At 74.2% G+C, this 13,727-nt stretch carries 18 protein-coding genes; 10 read left to right on the top strand and 8 right to left on the bottom strand.

Features of this window, described 5'->3' with window-relative positions:
• Together menD and VK640_17705 are read right to left on the bottom strand one after the other, a co-directional pair.
• Positions 1–1,143, bottom strand: a 1,143-nt coding sequence (gene menD, locus VK640_17700) for a 2-succinyl-5-enolpyruvyl-6-hydroxy-3-cyclohexene-1-carboxylic-acid synthase (GenBank protein HTE75014.1), incomplete at its 3' end; no start/stop codon positions are given.
• A complete protein-coding gene (locus VK640_17705) occupies positions 1,140–2,099 on the bottom strand; it encodes an o-succinylbenzoate synthase (GenBank protein ID HTE75015.1) in 960 nt (319 codons plus the stop codon). The genes menD and VK640_17705, both read right to left, overlap by 4 nt.
• A gap of 18 nt (positions 2,100–2,117) precedes the next feature.
• On the opposite strand from VK640_17705, the gene VK640_17710 reads away from it, so the two are divergent.
• From VK640_17710 to VK640_17725, 4 genes are all read left to right on the top strand, one after another.
• Positions 2,118–3,041 carry a 1,4-dihydroxy-2-naphthoyl-CoA synthase gene (locus VK640_17710; GenBank protein HTE75016.1) on the top strand — a complete coding sequence of 308 codons (924 nt, stop codon included), beginning with the start codon at positions 2,118–2,120 and terminating at the stop codon, positions 3,039–3,041.
• A gap of 4 nt (positions 3,042–3,045) precedes the next feature.
• Positions 3,046–3,579: a GNAT family N-acetyltransferase gene (locus VK640_17715; GenBank protein ID HTE75017.1), complete on the top strand. Its 534-nt coding sequence runs from the start codon at positions 3,046–3,048 to the stop codon at positions 3,577–3,579.
• Between the two features lie 41 nt (positions 3,580–3,620).
• Positions 3,621–4,748 (top strand): o-succinylbenzoate--CoA ligase, encoded by a 1,128-nt coding sequence (gene menE / locus VK640_17720; GenBank protein HTE75018.1) that lies wholly within the window; start codon positions 3,621–3,623, stop codon positions 4,746–4,748.
• 93 nt (positions 4,749–4,841) lie between these two features.
• A complete protein-coding gene (locus tag VK640_17725) occupies positions 4,842–5,711 on the top strand; it encodes a 1,4-dihydroxy-2-naphthoate polyprenyltransferase (protein ID HTE75019.1) in 870 nt (289 codons plus the stop codon).
• On the opposite strand, the gene VK640_17730 is transcribed toward VK640_17725, so the two are convergent.
• From VK640_17730 to VK640_17745, 4 genes are all read right to left on the bottom strand, one after another.
• Positions 5,698–6,501 carry an alpha/beta hydrolase gene (locus VK640_17730; GenBank protein ID HTE75020.1) on the bottom strand — a complete coding sequence of 268 codons (804 nt, stop codon included), beginning with the start codon at positions 6,499–6,501 and terminating at the stop codon, positions 5,698–5,700. The two genes, VK640_17725 and VK640_17730, sit on opposite strands and share 14 nt — an antisense overlap.
• A 44-nt stretch (positions 6,502–6,545) precedes the next feature.
• Positions 6,546–7,037 (bottom strand): metallophosphoesterase, encoded by a 492-nt coding sequence (locus VK640_17735; protein ID HTE75021.1) that lies wholly within the window; start codon positions 7,035–7,037, stop codon positions 6,546–6,548.
• Positions 7,038–7,080: 43 nt separating this feature from the next.
• A complete protein-coding gene (locus VK640_17740; protein HTE75022.1) occupies positions 7,081–8,349 on the bottom strand; it encodes an MFS transporter in 1,269 nt (422 codons plus the stop codon).
• A 91-nt stretch (positions 8,350–8,440) separates the two neighbouring features.
• Entirely contained in the window at positions 8,441–8,824 is a 384-nt protein-coding gene (locus tag VK640_17745) for a VOC family protein (GenBank protein ID HTE75023.1), read from the bottom strand.
• A gap of 85 nt (positions 8,825–8,909) precedes the next feature.
• Between VK640_17745 and VK640_17750 the strand changes: the two genes are divergently transcribed.
• Positions 8,910–9,431, top strand: coding sequence for a MarR family transcriptional regulator (locus tag VK640_17750; GenBank protein ID HTE75024.1), 522 nt, complete (start codon positions 8,910–8,912; stop codon positions 9,429–9,431).
• Positions 9,432–9,434: 3 nt separating this feature from the next.
• Here the strand turns inward: VK640_17750 and VK640_17755 are convergent, their stop codons facing one another.
• On the bottom strand, positions 9,435–9,890 hold the full coding sequence (locus tag VK640_17755) for an Lrp/AsnC family transcriptional regulator (GenBank protein HTE75025.1): 456 nt from the start codon (positions 9,888–9,890) through the stop codon (positions 9,435–9,437).
• 98 nt (positions 9,891–9,988) lie between these two features.
• On the opposite strand from VK640_17755, the gene VK640_17760 reads away from it, so the two are divergent.
• Positions 9,989–10,111, top strand: a complete 123-nt coding sequence (locus tag VK640_17760) for a hypothetical protein (protein ID HTE75026.1) — start codon at positions 9,989–9,991, stop codon at positions 10,109–10,111.
• Positions 10,112–10,166: 55 nt separating this feature from the next.
• Positions 10,167–10,547 carry a PLD nuclease N-terminal domain-containing protein gene (locus VK640_17765; GenBank protein ID HTE75027.1) on the top strand — a complete coding sequence of 127 codons (381 nt, stop codon included), beginning with the start codon at positions 10,167–10,169 and terminating at the stop codon, positions 10,545–10,547.
• On the opposite strand, the gene VK640_17770 is transcribed toward VK640_17765, so the two are convergent.
• Complete coding sequence (locus tag VK640_17770) at positions 10,534–11,331, bottom strand: phosphotransferase (GenBank protein HTE75028.1); 798 nt, start codon at positions 11,329–11,331, stop codon at positions 10,534–10,536. The two genes, VK640_17765 and VK640_17770, sit on opposite strands and share 14 nt — an antisense overlap.
• A 126-nt stretch (positions 11,332–11,457) precedes the next feature.
• Between VK640_17770 and VK640_17775 the strand changes: the two genes are divergently transcribed.
• From VK640_17775 to VK640_17785, 3 genes are all read left to right on the top strand, one after another.
• Positions 11,458–12,681 carry a GNAT family N-acetyltransferase gene (locus VK640_17775; protein HTE75029.1) on the top strand — a complete coding sequence of 408 codons (1,224 nt, stop codon included), beginning with the start codon at positions 11,458–11,460 and terminating at the stop codon, positions 12,679–12,681.
• Between the two features lie 114 nt (positions 12,682–12,795).
• A complete protein-coding gene (locus VK640_17780) occupies positions 12,796–13,125 on the top strand; it encodes a YciI family protein (GenBank protein ID HTE75030.1) in 330 nt (109 codons plus the stop codon).
• The coding region (locus VK640_17785) for a sigma factor (protein HTE75031.1) at positions 13,122–13,727 on the top strand (606 nt) is incomplete at its 3' end. The genes VK640_17780 and VK640_17785, both read left to right, overlap by 4 nt.

Here is a 13,727-nt window from a genome sequence, read left to right on the forward strand (position 1 = left end):
GGCGAGGTCGAGGTCCCGGACCGAGCTCGAGGAGCCGGCGACGAGCAGCCCGTCCGGGGGGACGGCTGCCGCGACCGCTCGGGCGACAGCCGGGCCGGACAGCGGCTGGTCGGCGAGCACCCGGTCGACGGCCGCGGACGCGGCGGCATCGGCCGACCGCCATCGCTCCAGCCAGTCGCCGGCCGGGGTGCCGGTGACCGACGGTGTCGTCGGGTCGTCGCGCAGCCGGAAGACGTCGACGTCGTCGCGGGCGAGCAGTCTGGTGATCGGACGCGACAGTGTCGGCCGGCCCGCGACGACCACCCGCTCGATGTCGTCGGCGAGGGAGTCGAGCAGCAGCCGGTAGGTGCCGACCGCGTTCGGCCCGCCGCGGTGCCCGGAGCTCGGCTCTGCCAGCAGCGGCCAGCCGCCCGCCTCGGCCAGCCCGCGCGCGTCGGCCATGGCCTGGTCGCCCGCCACGACGACGGTCCGGCCGCCGGCGGCGAGGGGCAGGTAGCCCCACGAGCGCCGGCCGCCGGTGACCACCCGGCCGATCTCGGGCCGGGCGTCGAGAGCGTCGAGGGCGTCGAGGGCGTCCTTGCTGCTGGCGTCGGCCGCGTCGTCGGCCGCGTCGTCGGAGGGGACCAGCGGCTCGCGGAAGGCGACGTTGAGGTGCACCGGCCCGTCGACCCCGTGACCGAGAGCCCGGTCGACCAGGGTGCGCCAGCGGCCGGGACCGGCGTCGGTGTCGACCGACAGGTCGTAGAAGAAGCGCACCGACGCCCCGTAGAGCCGGACCTGGTCGATGGTCTGGTTGGCCCCGACGCCGCGCAGCTCCTCGGGCCGGTCGGCGGTGAGGACGACGAGCGGCACCCGCGAGTAGTCGGCCTCGACGACGGCCGGGTGCAGGTTGACGGCGGCCGTCCCCGAGGTGGTCACGACCGGCACCGGGAGCCCACTCGCCTTGGCCAGCCCAAGCGCCAGGAAGCCGGCGGTCCGCTCGTCGATGCGGACGTGCAGCCGCAGCCGGCCGGCCCGGTCGGCGTCGTGCAGCGCGAAGGACAGCGGCGCGCTGCGCGAGCCCGGCGACAGCACCGCCTCGCGCACCCCGGCCCGGACCAGCTCGTCGACGAGGACCGTGGCCAGCGCTGTCGACGGGTTCACGACGAGCCACCCTCGGCGGCCAGGGCCTCGACCCGGCGGAGCCGGTCGGTCCACCGGGCGGCCGTCCGGTCGTCGGCGGTCACCGCGTCGAGCAGGTCGGGCTCCGGTCGCACGACGGGCAGCATGCCGTCGACGACCGTCAGCGGCGCAGAGGTCACGTCGCCGTCCAGCAGCGCCAGCGTGGCCAGCCCGCACGCGTAGGGCAGCTCCGGCAGCGCAGCCGCCAGCGCCAGCCCCGCGGCGATGCCCACCGACGACTCGAGCGCCGACGACACCACCACAGGCAGCCCGATGTCCTCGGCGATCCGCAGGCAGGCGGCCACCCCGCCGATCGGCTGCACCTTGAGCACCGCGACGTCGGCGGCCCCCAGCCGGGCCACCCGGAGCGGGTCCTCGGCCCGGCGGATCGACTCGTCGGCGGCGACCGGCACGTCGACCTGACGGCGTACGGCCGCGAGCTCCTCCACCGTCGCGCAGGGCTGCTCGACGTACTCCAGCCCGCCGGCCGCCCGGTCGAGCTCGCGGGTGCGACGCACGGCGGTTTCGACGCCCCAGAGGCCGTTGACGTCGACGCGGATGCGACCGGCCGGTCCCAGCGCGTCACGGACGGCGGCCACCCGCTCGACGTCGGCGCTCTCCGGCTGGCCGGGCTCGGCGACCTTGACCTTGGCGGTGCGGCAGCCGGCGGAGGCGCGCACGACCTCGGCCGCCTGCTCCGGCCCGACCGCCGGCACCGTGACGTTGACCGGCACCCGGTCCCGCACCGCCGCCGGCCACGACCCGTCCGCAGCCGCGCGGGCGGCCAGCAGCCAGGGCACGCACTCGGCGTCGGAGTAGTTCTCGAAGGGCGACCACTCGCCCCAACCGGCGGCTCCGCGCAGCAGGACGCCGTGCCGCCGGTCGATGCCGCGGAAGCGGGTACGCATCGGGATCGACCAGACCCGCACGTCCGCCATGCGCCTATCCTCGCCGACGTGCCGTTCGACCCCGCCGCCTGGGAGCAGGTCCCCGGCTTCGACCTCACCGACATCACCTACCACCGAGCGGTGGTGGACGGTCCCGGTCGGGGCACGGTGCGGGTCGCGTTCGACCGGCCGGAGGTGCGCAACGCCTTCCGGCCGCACACCGTCGACGAGCTGTGGCGGGTGCTCGACCACGCGCGCCGCAGCCCGGATGTCGGCTGCGTGCTGCTGACCGGCAACGGCCCGTCGCCCAAGGACGGCGGCTGGGCCTTCTGCTCCGGCGGCGACCAGCGGATCCGCGGCCGCAGCGGCTACCAGTACGCCGAGGGGGACACCGCGGACAGCATGACGCCGGCCGACTCGGCGCGGGTCAAGGCCGAGGGCGGCCGGCTGCACATCCTCGAGGTGCAGCGGCTGATCCGCACGATGCCCAAGGTTGTCGTCGCGGTCGTCGACGGGTGGGCGGCCGGCGGAGGGCACTCGCTGCACGTCGTGTGCGACCTGACGATCGCCTGCCATGAGCACGCGCGCTTCAAGCAGACCGACGCCGACGTGGGCTCCTTCGACGCGGGCTACGGGTCGGCCTACCTCGCGCGGATGGTCGGCCAGAAGGTCGCGCGCGAGATCTTCTTCCTCGGCCGGACGTACGACGCGGAGACCATGCAGCGGATGGGAGCCGTCAACCTGGTGGCCGGTCACGACGACGTCGAGGCGACGGCGCTCGAGGTCGCTGCGGAGGTCAACGGCAAGAGCCCGACCGCGCAGCGGATGCTGAAGTTCGCCTTCAACCTGGTGGACGACGGGCTGATGGGTCAGCAGGTCTTCGCCGGTGAGGCGACCCGGCTGGCCTACATGACCGACGAGGCCGTCGAGGGCCGCGACTCGTTCCTCGAGAAGCGCGACCCGGACTGGTCGGCCTACCCCTGGTACTACTGACCTCGTGACCTACGACTCCGGCGTCGAGCTGCGGACCCTCGGTCGCGAGGAGTTCGCGGCCTACCGCGAGCGGTCGATCCCGGCCTACGCCGACGAGGTCGTGCGTGCCCGGGGCGTCGACCGGCGCACGGCGCTGCGCACCGCGGAGGAGTCCTTTCCGCCCAGCCTCGAGGCCGTCGCCGAGACCGGCCAGTGGATCTTCCGTGCGGTGCACGCCGGCGTGGACGTGGGCTGGCTGTGGCTGGGGCCGCCGCCGATGGGCGGGCCGGGTCTCTACGTCTACGACATCGAGGTCGACGAGGAGCACCGCGGGGAGGGGCTCGGCCGGGCCATCATGCTGGCGGCCGAGCAGGTGGTGCGGGAGTCCGGCCACGACCGGCTCGGCCTCAACGTCTTCGGCTGGAACTCCCGGGCCGAGTCGCTCTACCGGTCCTTGGGCTACCAGGTCATGTCGACGCAGATGGCCAAGGCACTCGGCAACGAGATGCTCGACGGCGACCTGCCCGACGGCGACACCACCGTGGACGGCGGGCGCTGACCCGCGCACTGCACGGCGTCACCGCCCCGACCGGCGACGCGGTGCTCACCTCGCTGCTGCCCGCGCTGGCGGCCGTCCTGGACGGCGCCGGTCCCGCGCTGCTGCCGCTGCCGACCGGAGGGTCCCGCGGCGAGGTGCTCGCGGCGATGGACCTGACCCAGCCGCTCGAGCGCGACGACGTTGCGCTGGTCGTTCCGACGTCCGGGTCGACCGGCGAGCCCAAGGGCGCGATGCTCACCGCCGACGCGCTGCGGCACTCCGCACGGGCGACGCACCAGCGGCTGGGCGGCGACGGCCAGTGGCTGCTCGCCCTGCCGGTCACCCACGTCGCGGGGCTGACCGTGCTGGTGCGGTCACTGGTCGCGCGCACCCGCCCCGAGGTGCTCGACCTCTACGGCGGCTTCGACGTGGCGGCCTTCGTCGCGTCGACCGGGCGGCTTGACGGCGGGGCGCGGCACTACGCGTCGCTCGTGCCGACCCAGCTGCGGCGGCTGCTCCAGGCCGGACACGAGGCGGTCGGGTCGTTGACGACGTACGACGCGGTGCTCGTCGGCGGCGCCGCGCTCAGCCGGGGCCTGCACGACCGTGCGGTCGCTGCGGGGGTGCGGGTGGTGACGACGTACGGGATGTCGGAGACGTGCGGCGGCTGCGTCTACGACGGCCGGCCGCTGGACGGCGTCGAGGTGCGGCTGCGCGACGACGGGCGGATCGAGCTCGGCGGGCCGACGGTCTTCGCCGGCTACCGGCTGCGGCCCGACCTCACCGCGGCGGCGCTCGTCGACGGCCGGCACGTGACCCAGGACATCGGGCGCCTCGCCGACGACGGTCGGCTGGAGATCCTCAGCCGGGCCGACGACGTCGTCATCTCGGGCGGCGAGAACGTGCCGACCGGCCTGGTCGAGCAGGTCATCGGCGACCACCCGGGCGTCGCGGCGGTCGCCGTGGTCGGCGTGCCCGACGACGAGTGGGGACAGCGCGTGGTCGCCGTGGTGCAGGCCACCGTCGCGTCCGCGGCGCCGACGCTCGAGGAGCTGCGGACGTACGCCGCCGAGAGGCTCGCCCCGGCCGCCTTCCCCCGCGAGCTGGTGGTGCTCGGCGTGCTGCCGCTGCTGCCCTCGGGCAAGCTCGACAAGAACGCGGTGCGTAGCCTCGTCGCCGCCCGGCACTGAGCCCGGGCACCGAGTCGAGTCAGGGCACCGAACCGGCACCGAACCGGCACCTAACCGGCACCGATCCGGCACCGAGCCAGACCAGGGAGACCGATGGCGACCGCGGCACAGTGGGTCGAGGGGGCCCGGCCGAGGACGCTGCCGGCCGCGGTGGCGCCGGTCGCGGCCGGGACCGGCGCGGCCGCGGCGGCGGACGGTTTCCGGCTCGGGCCGGCCCTGCTCGCGCTGCTGGTCGCGCTGGCCCTGCAGGTCGGGGTGAACTACGCCAACGACTACAGCGACGGCATGCGCGGCACGGACGCCGACCGGGTCGGGCCGTTGCGACTCGTCGGGTCCGGGGTGGCGCCTCCGTCGGTGGTGAAGGCGGCGGCGCTGGCCGCCTTCGCGGTGGCCGGGCTGGCCGGGCTGGTGCTCGCGGCGCTGTCGTCGTGGTGGCTGGTGGCTGCCGGTGCCGCGTGCCTGCTGGCCGCCTGGTTCTACACCGGCGGCCGGTCGCCCTACGGCTACCGCGGGCTCGGCGAGGTCTCCGTCTTCGTCTTCTTCGGCCTGGTCGCGACGGTCGGGACGACGTACGTCCAGGCGCTCGAGGTCACGGTGGTGTCGGTGCTGGCCGGCATCGGCTGCGGGTCGCTGGCCTGCGCGCTGCTGGTGGCCAACAACCTGCGGGACCGGCCGAAGGACGAGGGCGTCGGAAAGCGGACCCTTGCCGTGCGGCTCGGCGACCGCCGGACCCGACTGCTCTACGCCGGCCTGATGGCGCTGCCGTTCGTCGTGCTGCCGCAGGTCGCGGCCTACGAGCCGTGGGCGCTGCTCGCCCTGTTCGCGGCGCTGCTCGCGGTGCCGCCGGTCCTCGCCGTCGGCCGCGGCGCTTCCGGTCGGTACCTGGTCCCGGTGCTCAAGGCGACCGGGCTGACGCTGCTCGGGTACGGCGTCCTGCTCGGCGTCGGCCTCAGCCTCGGCTGACCGCTGCCAACTGCTCGTGGACCCGGTCGAGCCACTCGGTGACCATGGCGCGCAGCAGCCCGGGCTGCTCATGGGGCAGCGCATGGCCGGCCCGGTCGAGCACGGCGAAGGTGGCGCGCGGGTAGTGCTCGAGGAGGTCCCACGCTCCCGCGTAGCCGACGGCCGAGTCCTGACGCCCGGTCACCACGAGGGTCGGGTGCCGGTAGGGCTCCGCGTCCTCGGGTCGGGCGGTCAGCTCCCAGCGCTCACCGATCCGCTGCAGCGCGGACTGGTCGGCGAGCAGTCCGGCCGGCGCGACGTACGTGTCGTACCGCTCGACGGTCTCGGGCGTCCGCACGACGAAGTAGTCGCGGAAGTCGTCGTCACCGAGGCCGGCAGAACCGAAGCCGACGCCCGGCCCCGGCACGTCGCGGATGCCGGGCAGCAGGGGGCAGAGCAGAGCGAGACCGACGACCTGCTCCGCGCGACGCAGGGCGACCGCCTGCGCGTAGTAGCCACCCGCCGAGTGCCCGACCACGAGCAGCTGCTGGTCACTGACGACCTCGTCGACGAAGGCGAGGAGGACGTCGAGGACGTCGTCCGCACCCCGGACCGTCTCCGGAGCAGGCGTCAGTCCCATCCCTGGCAGGTCGGGGTAGATCCGCCGGTACCCCGGCAGGCCCTCGAAGACCGGCTCGAGGCAGGCCATCACCTCGCGGTGGTCGACCCCCGCCCCGTGCAGCACCAGGACCGGCAGTCCATCGCCGTGCTCGACGGAGAACACCGACACCGCGCCCGCTGACTGGTCCACACGCCCACGCTCGCACGCATCGTTGACACCGGCGATGGCGGTCGTCAGAGCTGGTGCAGGGTCAGGTCGGTCAGGGAGCCCTCGCGCACGCTGGCGGTGAGGTAGGTGTGGTGCGGCTGACGCCGGCGGTCGGTCGGCGACCCGGGGTTGAGCAGGCGCATCCCACTCGGGGTCACGGTGTCCCAGGGGATGTGGCTGTGCCCGAAGACCAGGACGTCGAGCCCGGGGTGGGCAGTGTCGCAGCGCCTCTCCCGGCCGGTCGCCTGCCCCGTCTCGTGCACGACGCCGAGCCGGAGTCCGTCGAGGTCGACGCGGGCCACCTCGGGCAGCCGGGCCCGGATCTCTGCCCCGTCGTTGTTGCCGTGGACGCCGACCAGCCACCCCGCCCTCGCTTGGACCTCGTCGACGAGCGACGCGTCGACCCAGTCACCGGCGTGGACCACCACGTCGACCGTGTCGACGAGCCGCCAGACCTCGTCGGGCAGGGTGCGGGCCCGGCGCGGCACGTGGGTGTCAGCGATCAGCAGCACCTGCACCTCTCCACCTTGCCCGGCCACCGCGCGGGGACACCGGACCGGCTCAGGCGGCGAGCAGGTCGGCCGGTTGCACGAGCGAGGGGCCGGCGCGGCGCTCCACCAGGACCGACGTGCCGAGCACCACCAGGCCGACGACCGCCAGTCCAGCGCCGACCACGGCGGGCGACGTGTAGCCCCAGCCGGCCGCGATGACGACGCCCCCGAGCCAGGCGCCGAGGGCGTTGGCCAGGTTCAGCGCCGAGTGGTTGAGCGTGACCGCCAGCGCCTTGCCGTCACCGGAGACGTCGAGCAGCCGGGCGGTGATCGCGGGCAGCGACATCGACATGACGACGCCGAGGGCGGTCGCGGTCGCCGCCGCCGTCACGGCGCCGTGCGCGGTGACCGTGAAGAGCAGGAGGGTGCCCACGGTCAGCACCGGACCGATCACGAGGGTCCGCAGCACCGACCGGTCGGCGAGGTGGCCGCCGGCGACCGTGCCGATCGTCATCCCGACGCCGAGGAGCGCCAGCACGATCGGCACCTGCGCGTCGGTGTAGCCGCTGACCTCGGTGAGCGTCACGGCGATGTAGCTGTAGACCGCGAAGAAGCCGCCGAAGCCGACCGCGCCGATGAGCAGCGTCAGCCAGACCAGCGGCCGACGCAGCGCGCTGAGCTCGCGTCGCGGGCTCGCGCCGTCGGCGCCGACCCGGGGGACCGACACCTCCACGGCCAGCACGGTGACGGCGGCGATGACCACCACGACGACGTACGCCGAGCGCCAGCCCAGGGCCTGCCCCAGCAGGGTCGTCAACGGGACGCCCACGATGTTCGCGACCGTCAGCCCGGTCATGGTCGACGCGACGGCGCGGGCCCGGCGGCCGGGCGGCACCAGAGCGGCGGCGACGACGGCGGCGAAGCCGAAGTAGGCCCCGTGCGGCAGGCCGCTGAGGAAGCGGGCGCCGACGAACATCGAGAAGGTCGGCGCCAGGGCGGACAGGAGGTTGCCCACCCCGATCGCGACGGCGAGGAAGAGCAGCAGCCCCTTGCGCGGCAGCCGGGCGGCGAGCACGGCGAACAGCGGCGCGCCGATGACCACGCCGAGCGCGTAGGCGGAGATGGCGTGGCCGGCCGTCGGGACGGAGACGCCGAGGTCGTCGGCGACGTCGGGCAGCAGACCCATGCTCGCGAACTCCGTGGTGCCGATGCCGAAGCCGCCGAGCGCCAGAGCGGTGAGGCTCACCCAGACCGGCACGCACCGGCCGCGCACGCCGTTGCGGCGCGGCAGGGAGATCGGCCCGGCGTCAGGGACGGCGGTGGCAGGGCTCGCGGACACCTAGGTGCCAATGCGGCTCGGCACCGGTTCCATTCCGTCGTCCGCCAGATCGTCCGCCCTCTCGGACCGACTCGGCAGGAACGCTGCGGTGTCAGGCAGGAACTCGACGCTCCTCCATGAGTCCGACGGGTGTGTCGTCCGGGTCGGCGACGAAGGCCATCCACAGCTCGGTGTCCCCGTCGCGGTTGACCAGGTGCGCCCCCGAGATCCGCCGAGCGCCGCGACCCGTGACCTCCGCCAGGGACGCGTCGACGTCCGCCACCCGGTAGTAGACGACCGGCCGGGAGCGGAACCGCTCGTCCTCCGGCACGCCGAGGTAGAGCCGCACGCCGCCGGCGTCGAAGAACGCCATCGGCTGCCCTGGCACGGTGAACAGGTGCCTCAGCCCGAGCACGTCGCGGTAGAACCGGACCGACTCGTCGAGGTCGTTGACGCTCACGTGCAGCTGCCCGATGCCCTGGATCTCACTGGTCATCGCAAGTCCTCCCGCCGGTCGACACCGAACATGGAATACTTCAGGTGCTGAACTGTCAAGTGATTCATGCTGTTAACTGTTCGGCATGAGCCCGGACCTGCCCCCGCTCCCCGCTGGAGTCCCGCGCAACAGCAGGCACCGGGTCGCGAACGCCTTGAACAGCACAGCGATCCACGTCCTGCGCAGCGCCCGGACGGTCGACCGGGAGACGGGACTGAGCGCCGAGCGGCTGTCACTGCTCTCGGTGCTCGTCTTCGGCGGACCGGCCACGATGTCGTCGCTCGCCCGCGCCGAGCAGGTGAGCCGACCGGCCATCACCCGCACCGTCAGGGCACTCGAGCAGGCCGGGCTGGTCCGCCGTGACGAGGTCGCGGAGGACCGGCGGCAGAGCCGGGTGTCGGCCACCTCGGCCGGGCGCCGGCTGCTGGAGGCCGGGCGGCGGGCCCGCATCGAGCGGCTGGCCGGGGTCCTCGAGGACGCCCACCCCGAGGAGCTCGCCGAGCTGGACCGCGCGCTCGCCGTCGTGCGGCGGGCGCTGCGCGCCACCACGTCGCGCGCCACCACGTCGCGCGCCACCACCTCGTGCGCCACCACGTCGCGCCGCTGAGGGTCAGGACAGCGCGGGGTCCTCCGCGACCCGGCCTTCCCACTTGGTGGACAGCACGACGGTCGTGCGGGTGCGGGCCACGCCGCGGATGGCGCGCAGCCGCGACAGCGTGCTCTCCAGGGCGGGGACGTCGGCCACCCGCACCTTGATCAGGAAGCTCTCGTCGCCCGCGACGAACCAGCAGTCCTCGATCTCCTCGACCTTCTCCAGCGCGCGGGTGACGACGTCCTGGTCGGAGGTGTCCGACAGGTGCACGCCGACGAGGGCGGCAACCGAGCGGCCGAGCGCGACCGGGTCGACCACGGCGTGGTAGCCGAGGACCACGCCGTCGCGCTCGAGCCGGGCCACCCGCTCGGTGACGCTCGGCCCGGAGAGGCCGACCGAGCGGCCCAGCTCGGCCCAGGAGGACCGGGCGTCCTGCCGGAGAGCCTGGACCAGGGCCCGGTCGATGTCGTCCATGGCTCGGAACCCTTCAGAGGGAAGAAAGTTAGCCGATGGGGAGTTGACACCATAGAATCAAAGGTAAGTGGTCCACAAGGCCTAAGAAAGAAGGAACCGTGTTCACGCTCGACCTGGCCCGCGCCCACATCCGTGAGCTGCAGCGTGCGGCCGACGACCACCGTCGCAACCACCCGGCCGGCTCGCCCCGGCGCCGTCGGCTCGGCGGCCGGCGCCGCTGACCCCCCCGTCTGTCGGGCCGCCCGCGCGAGCGGCTGGCCGCGACGTACCCTGGCGATGGAGGATGCCGCTTTCATGCTGAAGGTCCTGCTCTACCTGCTGCCGCTTGCGCTGGCGATCTACGCCCTCGTCGACCTGGTCCAGACCAAGGACGACGAGATCCAGGGCCTGCCGAAGCTCGCGTGGGTCGGCCTGATCGTCGTGTTCTGGGTGATCGGTCCGATCGCCTGGCTGCTCGCCGGCAAGCGCGGCGGACGGTCGTTCCTGCCCGACCCGCAGGCCCGGGCAGCCGGGGGCCCGACGCGCGGCCGGCCGGTGGCGCCGGACGACGACCCGGACTTCCTGCGCGGCCTCGGCCGCCAGTCGCCGCCTCCCGCGCCGCGTCCGGTCGATCCCGAGGACGACACCCCGGACGACCCCCCTATCACCGCCCGCTGACCGCCCGGACCAGCGCGGCCCGGTTGTCGCTCAGCCAGGCGTCGTCGGCTGCGGCCCGGTCCTCGCCGTGGGTCTGCGCCCAATGGCTGGCCCACGGCTCGCGCCCGGCGGCCGCCTGAGCCCGGACGTAGGCGAGCTCCCGGGCGCGTTCCTGACCGATGACGTCGACCAGCTCCGCAGCCCGCTCCGGTCCGAGGCCGTACGCGCGGGCCAGCAGACCGGCACGGCGTACGCCGTCCAGCCGGTCGGGATGGTGCAACCGCGCGCCGGGGGCATGGAGGGGTGCCCACTCCTCGCACGCGATGGCGAGGTCCCACAGCCGTCGGCCGGGCGCCGCCTCCGCGAAGTCGATGAAGGCGACCACCCGCCCGTCCCGGAGGACGACGTTCTCCGGGAAGAGGTCGTTGTGGCAGACGACCGGGCCGCCCTCGGGGTCGGACCACTCGTCGGACCAGCCGGTGACCGACGTCTGGTCGAAGGTGGCCGTGGCGTCGTGGAAGCGTCGGAGCAGCCCGCCGAGGCTGTCCAGCGCCTCGTCGGTGAGCGCCCACGACGGGTAGGGCGGCAGCGGTACGTCGCCCTCGACGAAGGTGAGGACGTCGCGGCCGGCCTCGTCGACGCCGAGGAACCGCGGCGCCCCCTCGAAGCCGACCGCCTCGAGGTGCAGGAGCAGGGCCCGGGCCGCGGAGGAGGAGCGCCTGGCCGGCCGCCGCACCGTGTCGCCGACCCGGACCACACCGGCGGACGGGTCCATGCCCCCCACCAGTGCCGACTCGTCGCCCACGCAGGTCAGGGTGCCTGACCGACCGGCCGGGGCGCCCACCGGCCTGCGGAGAAAATCAGGGTGCCGACGCGGCGAGGTGCCTGGATACGCTGACCGCTCCTCGCAGGGGTGGGAGATGAGGCAGCGGTGACGGCGTCGGAGGTCCGGGCACTGCCCGAGGGCCTGACCTTGCGGACCGTCCGCGCGGACGAGATCGACCAGACCGCGGAGCTGCTGGCGGAGCGCGGGGAGCCGGCCGACGGCGAGGACCTGCGCCTCGTCCTCGACGACCCGGACGCCGGGCTGCCGGGCACCGCCGTCGTCCTCGACACGGACCGTGTGGTGGCCACCGCCTCCCTGCTGGACGAGCAGCTCGACCTCTGCGGCCACGCCGTGCCCGCCGGCCAGGTCGAGCTCGTGGCCACGGCGGCCACCCACGAGGGGCGCGGCCTCGCGCGGGCCCTGATGCAGTGGTGCCACGACCGATCGCGGGCGAGGGGCCATCTGGCCCAGGTCATGATCGGGATCCCGAACTTCTACCGGCGGTTCGGTTACGCCTACGCGATGCCGATCCCGCGGGTGCACGCGCTGACCGGACGGGTCGAGGCACCGGGCGACGTCAGCGTCCGGCGCGCGAGGACGGCCGACATCCCCGTCATGGCGGGGCTCCACGGCGACGAGCAGCGCTCGGCGGACCTGCGGATGCCGCACTCGGACGGCTGCTGGCGGTGGCTGGTCGCCCGCTCCGGCAGCGAGCAGTGGGTGGCCGAGCGCGACGGCGTCGTGACCGCTGTCGGGCGCGTGCTGCCCGAGGAGGGCGTCGTCGGCGAGCTGGCGGCCAGCGACCCGGCCGGCGCGCTCGCCGTCCTGGCGCGCACGGCGGAGGTCGCGCAGGTCGCCGGACGTCCGCTTCAGGTGCAGCCGCGGGGACACGGGCGCGCCCACGACGCGGTCGCGCCGTACCTCGACGAGGGCGACCTCGCCCAGTGGTTCTACGCCAGGGTCCCTGACCTGGCGGCGTTGCTCGAGCACCTCGGGCCGCTGCTGGGCGAGCGGCTGAGGGGCTCCGGGCTGGACGCCGACCGCGAGCACCAGGTCCTGCTCTCCACCTACACCGGGCACCTGCGCTTCACGGTCGGAGCCAGCGGCGTCACCGGCCTGCAGCGCGGTGGCCGCGAGCAGGCGCCGGTGAGCAAGGGCGGGTCGGGGCTGGCTCCCGAGACCGTCCCCGGCCTGCTCCTCGGACCGTACGGCGCCCTCGGGCTGGAGGAGCGGGAGCCGGACTGCCACCTGGGCGGCCAGCGCGAGCTGATGGCCGCGCTCTTCCCACCCGTCGCCTCTGACCTGCTCACCTTCTACCTGGCGGTCTGAGGTCCGGGCCGGGAGTGGTGGAAGACTCGTGTGTCGGATCGGCGCCGAGGCGTTCGTAGGAGGGATGAGCGGCCGCCCATGACGGGCACCCCAGACCTCAGGAGATGAACCGAGATGCAGTACCTGCTTTCCGTGATCGACGACACCACCGACTCCGCCGACTCCGACGAGATGGCGGCCATCGACGTGTTCAACGACCGGCTCAGGGCCGAGGGGCACTGGGTCTTCGCCGGGGGCCTCGGGGGGCCCGCCACGGCCACCGTCATCGACAACCGCAACGGGGCAGCGGTGGTCACCGACGGGCCGTTCGTGGAGTCGAAGGAGTACCTCGCCGGCTTCTGGGTCGTCGAGGCGCCCCACCTCGACGTGGCGCTCGAGCTCGCCACCGCGGGGTCCAGGGCGTGCAACCGCAAGGTCGAAGTGCGGCCGTTCCTGAGCGAGTGACCGCGACCGACGTCTCGACGGCCATCACCCGGGCCCACCGCGAGGAGTGGGCCCGGGTGGTCGCCGGCCTGACCAGGCGCTTCGGAGACCTCGACCTCGCCGAGGAGGCGGCCGCCGAAGCGTTCGCGACCGCGGTCGCCCGGTGGCCGGCCGACGGGGTCCCGCCCAACCCGGGCGCCTGGCTGACCACCACCGCAGTCCGCACCGCCATCGACCGGATCCGGCGCGAGAGCAAACGGGACGGCAAGCACAGGGAGGCCCAAGTGCTGTACGGCGACGGTCCGCCCGAGCCGCCGCAGCCGCTCGGTGTCATCGAGGACGACCGGCTCCGGCTGGTCTTCACCTGCTGCCACCCGGCGCTCGCGATGGAGAACCGGGTGGCCCTGACGCTACGCATGGTCGCCGGCCTGAGCGTGCCCGAGATCGCCCGGGCCTTTCTCGTGCAGGAGCCCGCGATGGGTCAGCGCATCACCCGCGCCAAGGCCAAGATCAAGGCGACCCGCATCCCCTACCGGGTGCCGACCGCGGCAGACCTCCCGAGCCGGGTGTCCGGCGTGCTCGGCGTGCTCTTCCTGGTCTTCAACGAGGGCTATCTGGCGACC

The sequence above is a fragment of the Actinomycetes bacterium genome, assembly GCA_035489715.1.
Lineage (GTDB): Bacteria > Actinomycetota > Actinomycetes > JACCUZ01 > JACCUZ01 > DATHAP01.